The following is a 16,281-nucleotide window of genomic DNA, read 5'->3' as shown; positions in this document are numbered from 1 at the left end:
AAGGAGCAATCCATGCGTCATTACGAAATCGTATTTATGGTTCACCCTGATCAGAGTGAACAGGTTCCTGGCATGATTGAGCGCTACACTGGCGCCATCACTACTTCTGGTGGTCAAATTCACCGCCTGGAAGACTGGGGCCGTCGTCAGCTGGCTTACCCGATCAACAAACTGCACAAAGCTCACTATGTTCTGATGAACGTAGAAGCTGACCAGTCTGTTATCGACGAGCTGGAAAGCAACTTCCGCTTCAACGATGCGGTGCTGCGTAACATGATTATGCGCACCAAGCAGGCCGTCACCGAGCCTTCTGAAATGGCCAAAGCCAAAGAAGAACGCCCATCACGTCGTGACGACGCCGCTCCTCGTGCAGAAGCTTCTGCCGAGTAATCCACGTTTTAGCTGAGGAATAGAATCATGGCACGTTTTTTCCGTCGTCGTAAGTTCTGCCGTTTCACCGCTGACGGTGTAACCGAGATTGATTACAAAGACATCGCAACCCTGAAAAACTACGTCACCGAGTCCGGTAAAATTGTACCGAGCCGCATCACTGGTACCCGCGCCAAGTTCCAGCGTCAGCTGGCTCGTGCGATCAAACGCGCTCGTTACCTGGCCCTGCTGCCTTACACCGATCTGCATCAGTAAGCAGCGGCCTAACTCGCTAATATTATAGAGGAAAGGTAATGCAAGTTATTCTGCTTGATAAAATCGCCAAGCTAGGCGGCCTGGGCGACCAGGTAACCGTTAAGTCCGGTTATGCTCGTAACTTTTTGCTGCCACAAGGCAAAGCTGTTCTGGCCACCAAAGACAACGTAGCGACCTTTGAAGCTCGCCGCGCTGAACTGGAAGCCAAACTGGCTGAGCAACTGGCTGCTGCCCAGGCGCGTGCCGACCAGCTGTCTGGTCTGGAAAGCGTTGAAATCGCATCCAAGTCTGGTGACGAAGGCAAACTGTTCGGCTCTATCGGTGCCCGTGACATTGCTGACGCCATCACCGCTGCCGGTGTTGAAGTTGCCAAGAGCGAAGTTCGTCTGACTGACGGCGTTCTGCGCAACGTAGGCGAGTATGAAGTGGGTGTGCAGCTGCACGCCGACGTTAAAGCAGCCGTTACTATCAAGGTTGTTGCTGCCTAAATCAGGCCGCTCGTTAAAAAAGCCCGCGCTTGTCGCGGGTTTTTTATTGTCTGCAATAAGGCTACAGTGAGAGAAAGTCTTACGGAGGTCAGCAATGGCAGATTGGATCACTGGTAAAGTCACGGCCCGAACCCAATGGTCGGATACTCTTTTCTCTCTGGTTGTTAATGCCGATGTGGCGCCATTCAAAGCCGGTCAGTTCACCAAGCTGGCCTGGCATGGTGAAGACAAGAAAGTGGCCCGCGCCTATTCCTACGTTAATGCCCCCGGGCAAGAGTGCGAATTTTACCTGGTCACCATTCCCGAAGGACAGCTGACGCCTCATCTGGCCGAGCTTGAGGTGGGAGACGAGCTGTTGATACAAAGGACGGCGACCGGGTTTTTAACCCTGGACGAAGTGCCTGCCGGACGAGACTTGTGGCTGATGGGCACCGGCACCGGGGTAGGGCCCTTTGTGTCTTTGCTGGCCGAGGGCAGCTGCTGGCAGCAGTTTGACAATATAGTGCTGGTGCACGGGGTGCGTTTTGGCGAAGAGCTGGGCTACCGTGAGCGCATTGGCGAATTAACTCAGGGTAGGTTGAACTTTCATTATGTTCCCTTTGTCTCACGAGAGCAGATTGCAGGCACCGAGCCCGGCCGCATTACCCATGCCATTGCCAATGGCAGCCTGGAGCAGAGAGTCGGCTTGACCTTCACTCCGGAGTACAGCCGCGTTATGTTGTGTGGCAACCCGCAAATGGTGCGTGATACGCTGAGTGAGCTCAAGCTCAAGGGGCTGCAAAAGCACCTGCGCCGCAAGCCTGGGCAGATCCTGATGGAGAACTACTGGTAACCCCGTGAGGGGAGAGCGGTAAATGATTAGGCGTGAGTAGTAACACCTCACTCCTTACGCCTGATGGTATTAACGGGTTAACACCATCATCAGGCTGAGAAAGGCAGCCAGTCCCCAGCCCAGGCCAATAATCCAGTAAAATACCCGGGCCCCCTGCTTAACAGGGATCTGGTTATAGAGTAAAAACAGATACCAGAGCAGGCCCGGTATTAAAGGCAACAAGAACAATCGGGTCATGACGACAAGCCTTCTACGAATGATGACAGAATAAAAATGCTACGCCTATCAATGCACTGTAACAAGATTGGGCTAATTATGATCCCGGGTCAATAGAGGCCATACTATAGCGTACGCCGAGTCGAATCGAGTGCGGGCTACGGCAGTTGAATAACGACGCGAGCCGAGTCTCGCTTATTGTGAATGGAAAGGAGTGCCACATGAAGCAATTGGTTATTAAGGCGTTTGGTGATGCAAATCAGCTGGTATTGGCTGAGGCTTCAAGCCCTGCGTTGGCAACCAATGAAATACGCGTAAAAATGCATTACGCCGGCGTGAACCCGGTGGATGCCAAAACACGAGCCGGGTTGGGTTGGGGAGCCGAAGCCATCAAGGATCGTCTACCCTGGTCGCCAGGGTTCGAGGTGATGGGCACAGTGCTGGAAGCCGGATCCGAGGTCAACATTCATCAGGTGGGCGATCGGGTATTTGGTTTACTGTCTGGGGCAGGCTATAGCAAACAGCTGGTCGTGCCGGCCAATAGCCTGTTACGAGTGCCTAAAGACGTGAGTGACGAAATGGCAGCCGGTCTGTCACTGGCGGGCCTGACAGCCTGGCAGGGGCTGACCGAGCACGGTCTGTTGAATGCTGGCGAGCGAGTATTGATTTCTGCCGCCGCCGGTGGGGTGGGTCACCTGGCGGTGCAGCTGGCCAAAGATCTGGGTGCGACCGTGGTGGCCCTGGCGTCGCCTGGTAATCATGACTTCCTGCATGGTCTGGGTGCCGATGAAATCGTTGATTATCGAGATGACCAACAGCTGGCGGCCCTGGCTCCGGTTGATTTGCTGCTGGATCTGATGGGTGGCGCTTCTGGCCGGGCCCTGCTGTCGTACGTAAAACCCAATGGGCGGGTCGTTACCGTACCGACCATTACCGCCGAAGAGGTGATTGCCGCAGCCGAGGCGAAGGGATTAAAAGCCACCGGCATGCTCAAGCACATCGATAACCAGCAACTGGCCTCACTGGTCAGGGCCGTGGCCGAACAGCGGTTACGAGTGGAAGTCAGCCGGGTTTATCCCCTGGCCGAAGGCGCCGACGCCCATCGCCAGATTGAAACCGGCCATACCCGCGGCAAGATTTTGCTGCAAGGCTAATTCTGTAACATAAGGAAACCCCATGAAGTTTTGGTCTCTGTTATTGCTGTTGTGTCCCATGCTGGTGGCTGCCGCTCCCCAGCTGGTGCAGGAGGTCGAGCAGTCGGAAGACGGCCTGGTGATCCCTTATCAGATGTATCGGTTGGATAACGGGCTGACAGTGCTGCTGAATACCGACCAGTCTGATCCCGTGGTGCATGTAGAAATGACCTACCACGTTGGCTCGGCGCGAGAAGAGCCGGAGCAAACCGGTTTTGCCCATTTTTTTGAGCACATGATGTTTCAAGGCTCAAAGCATGTGGCCGATCAGGAGCACTTTCGCCTGATCAACGAAGCCGGTGGCACCATGAATGGCACCACCAACCAGGACAGAACCAATTACTTTCAGACCGTGCCCGCCAACCACCTTGAAAAGGTGCTGTGGCTGGAAGCGGATCGCATGGGGTTTCTGCTGGAAGCGGTCAGCCAGCGCAAATTTGAAATACAGCGCGATACGGTAAAAAACGAACGTGGCCAGCGCATGGACAATCAGCCCTATGGGTTGGTGGGCGAGCGCATGGGGGAGCTGTTGTATCCCCGGGATCATCCCTATAGCTGGCAGCCCATTGGCTATGTTGAAGATCTGGATCGCGTCAATGTTGAGCACCTCAAGGCGTTTTTCAAGCGCTGGTATGGCCCCAATAATGCCACCCTGGTGATCAGTGGCGATTTTGACACCCAGCAAACCCTGGATTGGGTAGAGAAGTACTTTGGCCCCATTCCTGCCGGCCCCGAGGTGAGTTCGGCCACGCCACAGCCGGCCAGGCTCGAAAAAGATCGCTATCAAACCCTGGTCGACTCGCGCATTCGCATGCCGATGCTGTATTTGACCTACCCGACCGTGTGGCTGGGCCACCAGGATGAAGCGGCCCTCGATGTGCTGGCCAACGTGCTGGGAGGCGGCAAAAGCTCGCTCCTGTATCAAGAGCTGGTGGAAACAGGCAAGGCCGTGAGTGCCGGTGCCAATCATTATTGTGCAGAGCTGGCCTGTACCCTGAGCGTCTGGCTGTACAGCAACCCCTCCGAAGACGGCGCTTTGGCGCCGCTGAAGGCAGAGGTAGACCGCATTATTGCCGAGCTGGCCGAGCGGGGCATCAAAAAAGAAGACGTAGACAAGGCGGTCACCGAGTTGCGTGCCGATCTTGTGCTGGGACTGGACAGCACCAAGGGCAAGGCGCGGCAATTGGCGCTGGGCCAGGTACTGAAGGACGATCCCCTGTATGTCATCAACGCCTGGCGTCAGCTGGCCAGCACCACGCCAGAGCAGGTGACGGCTGTCTATCAACAATATCTGCAAGGTAAACCCGTGGCGGCATTAAGCGTGGTGCCGACGGACAAGAACCAGTGGCAAGCGGCCAGCCCGAACTATGTGACGCCTGAGCGTGTTCTGCCGGCGAAGGATGAGCAAAAGGTGGCCAACCTGCCGGATCGCCAGGTGAAAGATGACTTCGATCGCAGCAAGATGCCTGAAGCCGCTGCGCCTGTTCACATCAAGGCGCCTTCACTGTGGCAAGACACCCTGGGCGAAAACATTCGGCTGCAAGGCATAGTCAACGACGAAATTCCCGCGGTGTCCGTCATTCTGGCCTTTCCTGGCGGCCAGCGCACCGAACGGCCGGGTGAGATCGGGCTGGCCAGCCTGACTGCAGCCATGATGAATCAGGGCACTCAACGCCTGACCTCAGGTGAATTCAGTGAGGCATTGGAAAGACTCGGCGCCAGGGTGAGTGTGAGCAACGGTTTTTATACCAATTTGATAAATATCACCACCATGACGGACACCCTGCCGCAAACTCTGGAGCTGGTTGAAGAGTTACTGTTCAAGCCCGGCTTTCGTGAGCAGGACTTTAAACAGGTGAAAACCCGGGTATTGGAGTCCATGGCGCAAAGCCGGCATCAGCCTTCCTGGCTGGCGCAGCAGACCTTTCGCCAGCTAATGTATGGCGATACCCGCATGGGGTTGCCGGATGAAGGGCTGCCCGAGCAGGTGGCCGCCATTACATTGGAGCAGGTGCGAGACTATTATGAGCGCTACTATAATCCGGCCCATGGCCACGTGCTGGTTGCCGGCGATATAGAGCCGGCCCAGGCGAAAAAGGCGTTTTCCTTTTTAACCCACTGGCAAGGCGACGCTCCTCAAATACCGGAGGTGGAAGAACGACCCCAGCCGGCCAAGCCCGGTATTTATATCGTGGATGTGCCAGACGCGGTGCAGTCGGTGTTACGAGTGGGGCGCCGGGCGCTGCCTATCGATGCCACCGGACCGTTTTTTCATGCCAATTTGATGAACTTCAACCTGGGTGGCAACTTCAATAGCCGTATTAACCAGAATCTGCGTGAAGACAAGGGCTTTACCTACGGCGCCAGCTCTTATTTTACCGGAAACCGTAATGCCGGGGTGTTTCTGGTGGCCACCGATGTGCGTGGCGATGTCACCGCCGAGGCCATCAAGAATATACTGCATGAATTCGAGCGCTTTAAAAAAGAAGGTCCGAGTGAAGCCGAGCTGGCGTATTTACGCAGCAGCTATTCCCAGCAGGATGCACTGGCTTATGAAACCCTGAGTAACAAGGCGGGTTTCTTGCTACAGCTGGCGATGATGGAGCTTTCGCCCGATTATCTTGAACAGCAACAAAAAATTGTGAGCGACGTCAATGCCAAGGCCTTGACTGAGCTTGCCAGTCAGTGGCTTGATCCCAGTGACATGGTCATAGTGGTCGTGGGTGATAAAGCCAAGCTTGAAAAGTCACTCACCGAACTCCATTTACCATTACACGACTTTGCCATTGAGTAACGAGGCCAGCCTCTCGTCTGGTTGCCGCATCAGGGCAGCCAGACGCAAACAGGTAACTAATAATGACTAATACGACACTAACACTGGCCGAACGAATTCAAGCCTGGCATCAACCCGAATCGCTTCCTGCCATCAAGGGGATCCGTCGCGGTATAGAGCGCGAAAGTTTGCGTATTCAACCCGATGGCCACCTGGCACAAACCGGGCACCCCAAGGCGCTGGGCTCTGCCTTGACCCACGGCAGTATCACCACCGATTTTTCCGAGTCGCAAATGGAGTTTATTACCCCCGTCTCCGACTCGGTGGATATTCTGCTGGCGCAACTGGGGGATATTCACGGTTACGTGATGCGCCACCTGGGGGGAGAGCAGCTGTGGCCGCTCAGCATGCCGTGTCTGTTGAAAGGCGGAGACGAGCACATTCCGCTGGCGCAATATGGCTCATCAAACGTGGGTCGTATGAAAACCCTCTACCGCCAGGGGCTGCATCATAGATACGGCAGCCGCATGCAGGTGATTTCGGGCGTACACTTTAACTTCTCCATGCCGGACAGCTTCTGGAGCGAATGGCATCGCCAGGAAGGTAATAACGACTTCTTGCAGGATTTTGTCTCCGAAAAATACCTGGGGCTGATCCGTAACGTCTACCGCTTTGGTTGGCTGATCCCCTATTTGTTTGGTGCCTCACCCGCCTTGTGCGGTTCCTTTCTTAACGGCACCGAACACAAGCTGCCCTTCGAGCGCTTAGGGAAAGGTACTCTCTATCTGCCGTATGCCACGTCACTGCGGCTCTCGGACTTGGGCTACACCAATAATGCCCAGGCGGATCTTGATATTTCCCTGACCAGCCTGGATCAATACGTGACCTCGCTGCGCAAGGCCATTGGCTCTCATGCCCCCGAATTTGCCAAAATTGGCGTCAAGGTGGATGGCGAGTATCGCCAGTTGAATGACAATGTGCTGCAAATAGAAAACGAACTCTATGCCCCCATCCGACCCAAGCGCACTGCCGAAAGCGGTGAAAAGCCCTCGGACGCGCTAAGCACCCGGGGTATCGAGTATATCGAGTTGCGATCCGTTGACGTGAATCCCTTCTCGGCGGTGGGTATAGATGCCGCACAAATTCGCTTCCTCGATACTTTCTTGCTCTGGTGCTTACTGAAGCCGTCTGCGCCGTTAAGCGATGAAGAAAATGATCTGAACAGACGCAACTTCAACAAGGCGGTGCTGGAAGGGCGCAAACCCGGCCTCGAGCTGGAAGTGTTTGGCGACAGCCCCACCACGCTGCAGGCATTGGGCGAGCGTCACTTTGGCGAGCTAAAAGAGATCGCCGATCTGCTGGATGCGTGTTGTGGCAAGGGGTGCTACAGCAAGGCCCATCAGCAGCACCTGGCGGCCATACAGGATCCTAATGTAACGCTGTCGGCCAAACTGCTCGAACAGCTGAAGCAAAGGGATCAAGATGTATTGACGTTTGGTCTGGCTCTTTCCAAGGAGTATCACGAGCAGCTGCAGCAAAGCCGGCCACGTTATTGGGAAGACAGCTACTTTGACGAAGAGGGTAGCCGCTCGGTTGCTCGCCAACGCAAGGTAGAGCAGTCTGACCGCATCAACTTCGATGAATTTCTACAAGGCTATTTCGCTAAAACCTAACAATATGTGAAGCGTAAAGGGTGAGGGGGACAAGCTACACCCTCGCCACCCATTACCACCAGACGTATGTGTTGTAGGCGAACACTCGTTCTCGCGTTCCGTCGCAGGCGAAAATCATTAACAAATCACTCGCAGCGGAACCTACGAAAAATAGAGTTCAGCTCTGCAAGGTGATTAATTAACAAGAGCTAGCCCAGGCTTATCCTTTGTAGGCGAACGCTTGCTCTCGCATTTCGTCGCAGACGAAAATCCTTAGTTTCTGTTCAGAGCACCAATTGATGAATCAACAAAGCCCGCCAGCGGCCAAGCCTACGGTAGAGCCCGCGCCCTTGCGTGAAAACGAAGATTATTACATCGAGAACGGCTTTTGGGTGTTTACCGAGCAGTATCACCTCAACCGTGGCTATTGTTGTGGATCCGGCTGCCGACATTGCCCTTATAAGTAAAGTGAGGCGTAAATGGTGAGGGGGGAGGAGTAAGGAAAGCCTTGACCTGCAAGTTCGGTGTTTGCTTGTTCGCCTCACATCTTACGCTTCACTCCTCAACTTCTCTAAGTAAGGAGAATAAAATGCGTGTGGTGTGTATGGTGCCATCCTGGACCGAAACCTTGCTGGTCTGTGGGGTGAATGTAGTGGGACGCACCCGTTACTGTATTCACCCTGCAGACCTGGTGGCAGATATTGCAGTGGTGGGCGGCACCAAGGATGTGCAGTGGGATAAAGTAGCCGATCTGGCGCCGGATCTGGTGATTTTCGATAAAGAAGAAAATACCAAGGCCATGGCCGACAGCTGTCCTTTTCCTTACTTTGCCACCGAGGTGACCTCGGTGCAGGGCATGCCACAGGTACTGCGCTTGTTGGCTCAGCAACTGAATAACAATGGCCTGATCGCGCTCGCAGCACGTTATCAGGCGGTGTTGAGTCGTCCTGTGGTTTGCGCGCCAGACGCACTGCCTTTATTGACACATCAAGATGCCGCACCCAAATCTGTACTCACCAATGACAGACCCTGGCTGTACCTGATTTGGCGCAAGCCTTATATGACGGTCGGCCGTCATACCTTTATTTTTTCGGTGTTCGCCCACCTGGGCCTGGCCGACAAGCTGGTCGCTCTGGAGCCCAACTATCCCGAGCTCAGCCTCGATGCGATTCGAGCGCTTAACCCCGTCTTGCTGTGCTCCACCGAGCCCTATCCCTTTGCCAAGCAGTTGGCGGCTACGCAAAACGAGTTGCAGCAGGATGCGTTGCTGATCGACGGTGAGCCCATGTGCTGGTACGGCATCCGCTGCCTGCGTTATTTGGAATCGGTCTTACAATAACAAACTGATGAGTGAAATAATGGCGACAGCAATAAAAAAGCCCTGATATATCAGGGCTTTTTTAAGTGAGAGTACGTGCTGGTAATCAGCGATTAACCCGCCGAATAGTTGGCGCGTAATACCGCCTCGGCGTTGTTGGCCATGTCGGTCAGGCCTAAGGTGCGGTAGGCCTCGGCCATGATTTTCAGCGCCGGTTGCAGGGTGTCGGTGTCGGGGTAAGACTCCACCACCTGTTTGGCGCGGTTGGCGGCGGCCAGCCAGGCGCCGCGTTTCATGTAAAACTGCGCCACGGCCAGGTCGTATTTGGCCAGGCGGTTCTTCAGGCTTATCATGCGCGCCCGGGCATCGGCGGCATAGACGCTGTCCGGGTACTGGCGCAGCAGCTGGCGAAAATCGGCAAACGCCTGGCGAGCATAGGCCGGGTCACGATCGGTTCTGTCTATATTCAGCAGTTCCTGAAAAAAGTTGTGGTCGGTGGCCATATTGGTCAAACCGCGCATATACTGGGCATAATCCACGCTGGGATGATTAGGATTCAGGCGAATAAAGCGATCTATGTTGGCCAGCGCGCGCGCGGTGTCGTCTTGTTTGTAATAGGCATAAATCAAGTCAAGCTGTACCTGGTTAGAGTAAGCCCCAAACGGATAACGAGAGTCCATGGCTTCCAGTAGCTCGGCGGCACGGATAAAGTTACCGGCCTGCAAGCGGGCTTGTGCGTCCTGATAGAGCACTTCGGGCGGCTCGTCCGGTACATCGTCTTTCTTGGTACTGGAGCAGCCGGTGGCAGTCAGTGCCAGAGCAAGAGTCAAAGTGAGCCATACGCTTCGTTGTTTAGCCATGTAAAGAGTCCATTTTTGCGATTTAAGAGCCAAGTTAGCGGAAACTGATTAAGCTCAGCGTCAAGAACCGTTAGAATACCCAATTAAACATCATTTGGTAACCAGTCGTCGTTATGAGCCAGCAAATTGAATTAAGCGGCACCGTCGCCGATCACCAGTACGGTCAACGTTTGGATCAGACGTTGGCAGAAATGTTCCCGGATTATTCCCGTACGCGGATAAAAACCTGGATCCAGCTGGATCAGGTGCGGTTGGATGGCGAGGTGGCCAACAAGCCACGAGGAAAAGTGCAATCGGGCCAGCAGGTAGTTATTCATGCCGAGCTGGAAGACGATGTGCGCTTCGATCCCGAAGACATCCCCCTGAACATTGTCTATGAAGACGATGACATCATGGTCATCAACAAACCCGCGGGCCTGGTGGTGCATCCGGGTGCCGGCACCCCGGGCGGCACCTTGCTGAACGGGCTCTTGCATTACTGCCCCAGCATTGCCGAAGTGCCTCGGGCCGGCATAGTGCACCGGCTCGACAAGGACACCACCGGATTAATGGTGGTGGCCAAAACCATACCCGCGCAAACGCACCTGGTCACGGCCTTGCAAGGCCGCGAAATCACTCGCGAATACGAAGCGGTGGCCATAGGGCACATGACCGCCGGTGGCACAGTAGACGCCAATATTGGTCGCCACCCCACTCAACGTATTCAAATGGCGGTGGTGCCTTCTGGCAAGCCCGCCGTGACCCATTACCGGGTGATGGAAAAGTTTCGCGCTCACACCCGTCTGCGGCTACGTCTGGAAAGCGGCCGTACCCATCAAATCCGGGTGCACATGGCACACTTGCAGCATCCGCTGGTGGGTGATCCGGTATACGGTGGTCGTCTCAAGCCACCGCGCAGTGCCGAGCCCGAACTGCTGGCTTTTTTGCGTGAGTTCAAGCGCCAGGCCCTGCATGCGGTGTTATTGCGCCTGGAGCACCCCATCACGGGTGAAATGATGCAGTGGCAGGCGCCATTACCCGATGACTTTGTTGCCTTGATCGAGCTGTTAAAAGCCGATACGGCGGCACATCCGGATGATCTGGTATGGACCTGATCCTGCCCGACTGGCCGGCACCGGCCAGTGTGTTTTCGGCACAAAGCACGCGCGGCGGCGGCGTGAGCCCCGCGCCCTTTGCCAGCTTGAACCTGGGCGCCCATGTTGGCGATAACCCCGCGAATGTAGAGGCGAATAGAGCACGGCTTGCGGCGTGTTTAAGCCTGCCCAGTGCGCCTGTGTGGCTGGAACAAGTGCATGGTACCCGAGTGCTGACCTTGCCCGACGAGACCGGCAACCTGACCGCCGATGCGGTCGTCAGCCGAACGCCAGGCCAGGTCTGCAGCATTATGACGGCCGATTGTCTGCCGGTGTTGTTCTGCGATCAGGCAGGCAGCGTTGTGGCGGCGGCTCATGCGGGGTGGCGGGGGCTGGCGGCCGGTATACTGGAAGCCACCCTGCAGGCCATGGCAGTGGACCCGGCAACCGTGCTGGTGTGGTTGGGGCCGGCCATAGGCCCGGGCGCATTTGAAGTGGGGGGCGAAGTGCGGGCCGCGTTTATTACGCACTCGTCGCTTGCCGAACACGCCTTTATGCCTGTGGGCAACCCGCAAGATGATAAGTGGCTGGCGGATATCTATCAGCTGGCGCGCTTGCGACTGATAGCTGCCGGCGTCCGGCAGTTTTACGGTGGTGATTATTGCACCCATACCGATGCTGCACGTTTCTTCTCTTATCGGCGCGATCAAGCCACCGGCCGCCAGGCCAGCCTGATTTGGCTGGAGTGAATGAAAGCACCGAGAGCAAAGACTTTTTCGCCACGGAATCCACGGAACCCACGGATGAAGAGCAATAACAGCAGTAAAGAGTGATGAATGATGAGTAAAGGGTAAGCGAAAACCAACAGCTCTTACTTACTCTGATGTTGGTGTTCCTTTTCTTGCTTCACCGGTGTGTTCAGCTCTGGCCAAGTAAAAATTCGTTCTTGGTTTTAACCTTCATTTTTCCGTGGGGTCTGTGGATTCCGTGGCAAAAATGATCTTGGGTTTATTCTTGAATGTCGTTCCCTTCACTCATTACCCATCACTCTTTACTCGTCACCCTTCAAGACCTTTCTTTCCCCCTTAAAGCTTGAAATTTCGCCATTCCCCCCCATCTTTATTATCAGTAAACACTTGGTTTTTTCCCGCCCACGGCGGGTTGTTGGAGGAGGGTTCTAATGCGACTCGATCGTCTTACCAGTAAATTTCAGCTGGCCCTGCAAGATGCTCAATCGATGGCAGTGGGGCGAGACCATGCCTATATAGAGCCGGCACATTTATTAGTAGCCATGCTCAATCAGGAAGGGGGTACCTTGCGGCCCTTGCTGACGACCTCCGGCGTGGACGGCAATACACTGCGTGTCGAGCTGGATAAGTCCCTCGACCGCTTGCCCAAAGTCAGCGGCGGAGACATGGATGTGCAAGTCTCGCCGGTGCTGGCGCGCCTGCTCAATCAATGTGACAAACTGGCGCAGCAGCGCAAAGACGCTTATATCTCGTCCGAGCTGTTCTTGCTGGCGGCGCTGGATGAAAAAGGCGAGCTGGGTGACTTGCTCAAGCGAGTCGGCTTGACCAAGGAAAACCTGAACAGCGCCATTGAAAACGTGCGCGGCGGGCAAAAGGTGGACGACCCGAACGCCGAAGAAAACCGCCAGGCGTTGGAAAAATACACCATAGATCTCACCGAACGGGCCGAACAGGGCAAGCTGGATCCGGTGATCGGCCGTGATGATGAAATTCGCCGTACCATTCAGGTGCTGCAGCGGCGTACCAAAAACAACCCCGTGCTGATTGGTGAACCCGGGGTAGGTAAAACCGCCATTGCCGAAGGGCTGGCCCAGCGCATAATTAACAGTGAAGTGCCGGAAGGGTTGAAAGGCAAGCGGGTACTCTCGCTGGATATGGGGGCCCTGATTGCCGGTGCCAAATATCGCGGTGAATTTGAAGAGCGCCTTAAAGCGCTGCTCAATGAGCTGGCCAAAGAAGAAGGCCAGGTGATCCTCTTTATTGACGAATTGCACACCATGGTCGGCGCCGGTAAGGGCGAAGGGGCCATGGATGCGGGTAACATGCTTAAACCGGCGCTGGCGCGGGGTGAGTTGCATTGCGTGGGCGCCACCACCCTCGACGAATATCGTCAATACATAGAAAAAGACGCGGCACTTGAGCGACGCTTCCAAAAGGTACTCATCAACGAGCCCTCGGTGGAAGACACCATTGCGATATTACGCGGGTTAAAAGAGCGTTACGAGCTGCACCATCATGTGCAAATTACCGATCCGGCCATAGTGGCGGCGGCAGTCTTGTCCCACCGTTATATTGCCGATCGACAGCTGCCCGACAAGGCCATCGACTTGATTGACGAAGCGGCCTCGAGCATTCGCTTGCAGATCGACTCCAAGCCCGAGCCTCTGGACAAGCTGGACAGACGCATTATTCAGTTGAAGCTGGAAGAACAGGCGCTGTCTAAAGAGGACGATGAAGGCAGCCTGAAGCGCCTGCAGCTGATCCGTGACGAGCTAAAAGAAAAAGAAGGCGAATACGCAAATCTGGAAGAAGTCTGGCTCGCGGAAAAAGCCGCCATGGCCGGCACCCAGCACATCAAGTCGGAATTGGAGCAAGTGCGTCGCGAGCTGGAAGTCGCCCGCCGTGCCGGCGACCTGGGGCGGATGTCGGAGCTGCAATACGGCCGCATTCCCGAGCTGGAAAAGCAGCTGGAGTTGGCCGGGCAGGCGGAAATAAAAGAGCAGCATCTGCTGAAGAACCGCGTGACCGACGAAGAAATTGCCGATGTCCTGTCGCGCTGGACCGGTATTCCGGTTGCCAAAATGCTCGAAGGTGAAAAAGACAAGCTGCTGCGCATGGAAGACAGCCTGCACGAGCAGGTGATAGGACAAAACGAAGCGGTAGACTCGGTGTCCAACGCCATTCGCCGTAGTCGGGCCGGCCTGGCGGATCCCAACCGGCCCGTGGGCTCCTTCTTGTTCATGGGGCCGACCGGTGTCGGTAAAACCGAGCTCTGCAAGGCGTTGGCCGATTTTCTGTTCGACAGTCGCGATGCCATGGTGCGTATCGATATGTCGGAATTTATGGAAAAACACTCGGTATCGCGCCTGGTGGGCGCGCCTCCGGGCTATGTGGGTTACGAAGAGGGCGGTTACCTGACCGAAGCGGTACGCCGCAAACCTTATTCGGTGATCCTGCTCGATGAAGTGGAAAAGGCACACCCGGATGTGTTCAACATCTTGCTGCAGGTGCTGGATGACGGCCGGCTGACCGATGGTCAGGGACGCACCGTTGATTTTCGTAATACGGTGGTGATCATGACCTCGAATATCGGCTCGGATCTGATCCAGGAGCACAGCACCGAAAAGGCTTATGATGACATGAAGGAAATGCTGATGGGTGTGTTGAGCCATCAGTTCCGTCCCGAGTTCATTAACCGCATCGACGACATAGTGGTCTTCCACCCATTGGCCGAAGAGCAGATAAAATCCATTGCTCGCATTCAGCTTAAAGGCTTGATGGCTCGGCTGGAAGATAAAGGCTATGAGGTGACGGTCACCGAGCAGTTGTTGGAGAAACTGACCCATGCCGGCTTCGATCCCCTGTTTGGTGCGCGACCACTGAAACGGGCCATTCAGCAGAAGATCGAAAACCCGCTGGCACAAGCCATGCTGTCCGGTAAGGTGATCCCCGGCAAACCGCTGGAGCTGGATGCCGACAAGGATGGGCTGATATTTAATCAAGAAACGTGAGACGTGAAGAGTAAAAGAAAGCTTTAAGCGGTAAGCGTTCAGCTGGAAGCAAAACACCGAACTCAAGGGTTCGGTGTTTTTTTTTACTTATAGCTTCTAGCTTACCGCTGCCAGCTTGGTTTACCCCGGATGCCCATCGGCTCGGGGTTGTGTCAGCATCGGCCAATATACCCAGCAAAAAATTCCGTACGCCGCAATCCAGCATGCCGCACTGCTGTAATAAGCGGATAGCGTCATGCCCGGCGCTATCATGGGCAGCAAACCACGCAATATTGCCGCCAGTATGATCAAGGCGAAGGCGATCACCACGGCGCGAGTGATCTCCAGCGTACGGCCAGAGTGACCCAGCGAGACCCGCGCTATCATGCCCAAAATCACAGTGCCCAGCGCGCCGGCGGTTAACCAATGACTGGCCAAAGACACACTAATGCCCATTTGTAACAAGGCGGCTGCCAGGGCCAGCAAGCCTAACGGAATAAACGCATACCCCAGATGCAACACCCAGAGTAAGGGCACAGACACCGTCAGCTTGCCATTCCAACGTGACAGACGGAGCAAGTGGGCAATTGCGGCCACGGCGAGTATGAGAGCGAGCAACGCATTGGTAGCAGGGAGACGCGGTAACAGCAGCCAGGTGAATACCGACAGCCAGATGGAAATTAAACTCAGTTTTTCCAGCCACGGCAAAGGCTCAACTTTATCGGTATGAGTGGCGCGGGCCGTAAAAAACGGGATCACACGACCACCCATTACCGTGATCAGGGCGCCGAGTGCCAGCACCATGGTAATAAAAACACGCTCACTCAGCTGCCAGTTGCCACTTGCGGCGGCGTAATAGCTCAGTGCATTCAATAAGGTGAACAACAAAAACAAGGGCACAAAGAACAGATTTCGCCATTGTTTTATCTGCAGTACCGGGCGAGCCAGCATGCCGGCTACTAGCGGTAGCCATATTAAATCCAGCACCATGACCAAAGGGTTGAGCTCACCACGCAGTGGCATCAGCAAGCGGGGTAATAGCCATAACACAGATACTATCGCCAACGGCCAGCTCTTGATCCCGGGAATACCGGTCCAGGTTTGCATTGCCGTCATGACAAAGCCCGCGACAATCGCCAGAGCAAAGCCAAACAACATTTCGTGAGCATGCCACCAGATAGGGTTTTGTACCCCAGGCAAGGCTGCTACGCCAAACAGTGTGAGTCCCCATAACAACATCGCCAGGGCCGAGAACAGGGCACCCCCCAAAAAGAACACCCGAAAGCCCAGCCGGAACAAGGGCCATATTTTGTTCTCTTTATTTGCATCCAGTATTTGCATCTGCCACCACCTTTAATGGTATTTAATATGCATATTATATGGTGGGTTCAGATAAACAAACCGATCTGGATCAAAATAAGCGAAGAGGATGTGAAGAGGGACGGACGAGTGAAGAGTTAAGAGTAATGGGTAAAGGGAACGAAATTTAAGA

Annotated in this window: 15 protein-coding genes; 12 read left to right on the top strand and 3 right to left on the bottom strand. The window is 55.1% G+C overall.

Features of this window, described 5'->3' with window-relative positions:
* The first annotated feature begins 12 nt into the window (after positions 1-12).
* The 4 genes from rpsF (at position 13) to ACN0VL_RS07055 (ending at position 1,965) form a co-directional block, all read left to right on the top strand.
* Entirely contained in the window at positions 13-390 is a 378-nt protein-coding gene (rpsF, locus tag ACN0VL_RS07070; protein ID WP_417615881.1) for a 30S ribosomal protein S6, read from the top strand.
* A gap of 27 nt (positions 391-417) precedes the next feature.
* The gene (rpsR, locus tag ACN0VL_RS07065) at positions 418-645 is read left to right on the top strand and encodes a 30S ribosomal protein S18 (protein WP_417615879.1); all 228 of its coding nucleotides are present in this window, start codon (positions 418-420) and stop codon (positions 643-645) included.
* Positions 646-683: 38 nt separating this feature from the next.
* Positions 684-1,133, top strand: a complete 450-nt coding sequence (rplI, locus tag ACN0VL_RS07060) for a 50S ribosomal protein L9 (RefSeq protein WP_417615877.1) — start codon at positions 684-686, stop codon at positions 1,131-1,133.
* Positions 1,134-1,227: 94 nt separating this feature from the next.
* On the top strand, positions 1,228-1,965 hold the full coding sequence (locus ACN0VL_RS07055) for a ferredoxin--NADP reductase (protein ID WP_417615875.1): 738 nt from the start codon (positions 1,228-1,230) through the stop codon (positions 1,963-1,965).
* Positions 1,966-2,034: 69 nt separating this feature from the next.
* Here ACN0VL_RS07055 and ACN0VL_RS07050 read toward each other — a convergent pair whose 3' ends face one another.
* Complete coding sequence (locus ACN0VL_RS07050; RefSeq protein ID WP_417615873.1) at positions 2,035-2,202, bottom strand: hypothetical protein; 168 nt, start codon at positions 2,200-2,202, stop codon at positions 2,035-2,037.
* A gap of 200 nt (positions 2,203-2,402) precedes the next feature.
* Here ACN0VL_RS07050 and ACN0VL_RS07045 point away from each other — a divergent pair, with 200 nt between their 5' ends.
* The 5 genes from ACN0VL_RS07045 to ACN0VL_RS07025 all read left to right on the top strand — a co-directional run bounded on the left by ACN0VL_RS07045 (position 2,403) and on the right by ACN0VL_RS07025 (position 9,138).
* Complete coding sequence (locus tag ACN0VL_RS07045) at positions 2,403-3,335, top strand: NADP-dependent oxidoreductase (RefSeq protein WP_417615871.1); 933 nt, start codon at positions 2,403-2,405, stop codon at positions 3,333-3,335.
* Between the two features lie 22 nt (positions 3,336-3,357).
* A complete protein-coding gene (locus ACN0VL_RS07040) occupies positions 3,358-6,168 on the top strand; it encodes a M16 family metallopeptidase (protein ID WP_417615870.1) in 2,811 nt (936 codons plus the stop codon).
* 62 nt (positions 6,169-6,230) lie between these two features.
* A complete protein-coding gene (gene gshA / locus ACN0VL_RS07035; protein ID WP_417615868.1) occupies positions 6,231-7,820 on the top strand; it encodes a glutamate--cysteine ligase in 1,590 nt (529 codons plus the stop codon).
* A gap of 278 nt (positions 7,821-8,098) precedes the next feature.
* On the top strand, positions 8,099-8,266 hold the full coding sequence (locus ACN0VL_RS07030; protein ID WP_417615866.1) for a DUF5522 domain-containing protein: 168 nt from the start codon (positions 8,099-8,101) through the stop codon (positions 8,264-8,266).
* A gap of 122 nt (positions 8,267-8,388) precedes the next feature.
* Complete coding sequence (locus ACN0VL_RS07025) at positions 8,389-9,138, top strand: helical backbone metal receptor (RefSeq protein WP_417615864.1); 750 nt, start codon at positions 8,389-8,391, stop codon at positions 9,136-9,138.
* A 92-nt stretch (positions 9,139-9,230) separates the two neighbouring features.
* Here the strand turns inward: ACN0VL_RS07025 and ACN0VL_RS07020 are convergent, their stop codons facing one another.
* A complete protein-coding gene (locus ACN0VL_RS07020) occupies positions 9,231-9,977 on the bottom strand; it encodes an outer membrane protein assembly factor BamD (protein ID WP_417615863.1) in 747 nt (248 codons plus the stop codon).
* Between the two features lie 113 nt (positions 9,978-10,090).
* Between ACN0VL_RS07020 and rluD the strand changes: the two genes are divergently transcribed.
* From rluD to clpB, 3 genes are all read left to right on the top strand, one after another.
* Positions 10,091-11,071 (top strand): 23S rRNA pseudouridine(1911/1915/1917) synthase RluD, encoded by a 981-nt coding sequence (rluD, locus tag ACN0VL_RS07015; RefSeq protein ID WP_417615861.1) that lies wholly within the window; start codon positions 10,091-10,093, stop codon positions 11,069-11,071.
* On the top strand, positions 11,062-11,799 hold the full coding sequence (gene pgeF / locus ACN0VL_RS07010; protein ID WP_417615859.1) for a peptidoglycan editing factor PgeF: 738 nt from the start codon (positions 11,062-11,064) through the stop codon (positions 11,797-11,799). Before rluD ends, pgeF begins: the two co-directional genes overlap by 10 nt.
* 431 nt (positions 11,800-12,230) lie before the next feature.
* The gene (gene clpB / locus ACN0VL_RS07005; protein WP_417615857.1) at positions 12,231-14,810 is read left to right on the top strand and encodes an ATP-dependent chaperone ClpB; all 2,580 of its coding nucleotides are present in this window, start codon (positions 12,231-12,233) and stop codon (positions 14,808-14,810) included.
* 120 nt (positions 14,811-14,930) lie between these two features.
* Here clpB and ACN0VL_RS07000 read toward each other — a convergent pair whose 3' ends face one another.
* On the bottom strand, positions 14,931-16,130 hold the full coding sequence (locus ACN0VL_RS07000) for an NnrS family protein (protein ID WP_417615856.1): 1,200 nt from the start codon (positions 16,128-16,130) through the stop codon (positions 14,931-14,933).
* Positions 16,131-16,281: the final 151 nt, after the last annotated feature.

This window comes from Oceanisphaera sp. (assembly GCF_048268965.1).
Classification (GTDB): domain Bacteria; phylum Pseudomonadota; class Gammaproteobacteria; order Enterobacterales; family Aeromonadaceae; genus Oceanimonas.
This window is presented reverse-complemented; position numbering and strand designations above follow the sequence as displayed.

Excerpts from the sequence above, each read along its gene's own strand:
- rpsF (WP_417615881.1), top strand. The coding sequence starts at position 13 with ATGCGTCATTACGAAATCGTATTTATGGTTCACCCTGATCAGAGTGAA.
- rpsR (WP_417615879.1), top strand. The coding sequence starts at position 418 with ATGGCACGTTTTTTCCGTCGTCGTAAGTTCTGCCGTTTCACCGCTGAC.
- rplI (WP_417615877.1), top strand. The coding sequence starts at position 684 with ATGCAAGTTATTCTGCTTGATAAAATCGCCAAGCTAGGCGGCCTGGGC.
- ACN0VL_RS07055 (WP_417615875.1), top strand. The coding sequence starts at position 1,228 with ATGGCAGATTGGATCACTGGTAAAGTCACGGCCCGAACCCAATGGTCG.
- ACN0VL_RS07050 (WP_417615873.1), bottom strand. The coding sequence starts at position 2,202 with ATGACCCGATTGTTCTTGTTGCCTTTAATACCGGGCCTGCTCTGGTAT.
- ACN0VL_RS07045 (WP_417615871.1), top strand. The coding sequence starts at position 2,403 with ATGAAGCAATTGGTTATTAAGGCGTTTGGTGATGCAAATCAGCTGGTA.
- ACN0VL_RS07040 (WP_417615870.1), top strand. The coding sequence starts at position 3,358 with ATGAAGTTTTGGTCTCTGTTATTGCTGTTGTGTCCCATGCTGGTGGCT.
- gshA (WP_417615868.1), top strand. The coding sequence starts at position 6,231 with ATGACTAATACGACACTAACACTGGCCGAACGAATTCAAGCCTGGCAT.
- ACN0VL_RS07030 (WP_417615866.1), top strand. The coding sequence starts at position 8,099 with ATGAATCAACAAAGCCCGCCAGCGGCCAAGCCTACGGTAGAGCCCGCG.
- ACN0VL_RS07025 (WP_417615864.1), top strand. The coding sequence starts at position 8,389 with ATGCGTGTGGTGTGTATGGTGCCATCCTGGACCGAAACCTTGCTGGTC.
- ACN0VL_RS07020 (WP_417615863.1), bottom strand. The coding sequence starts at position 9,977 with ATGGCTAAACAACGAAGCGTATGGCTCACTTTGACTCTTGCTCTGGCA.
- rluD (WP_417615861.1), top strand. The coding sequence starts at position 10,091 with ATGAGCCAGCAAATTGAATTAAGCGGCACCGTCGCCGATCACCAGTAC.
- pgeF (WP_417615859.1), top strand. The coding sequence starts at position 11,062 with ATGGACCTGATCCTGCCCGACTGGCCGGCACCGGCCAGTGTGTTTTCG.
- clpB (WP_417615857.1), top strand. The coding sequence starts at position 12,231 with ATGCGACTCGATCGTCTTACCAGTAAATTTCAGCTGGCCCTGCAAGAT.
- ACN0VL_RS07000 (WP_417615856.1), bottom strand. The coding sequence starts at position 16,130 with ATGCAAATACTGGATGCAAATAAAGAGAACAAAATATGGCCCTTGTTC.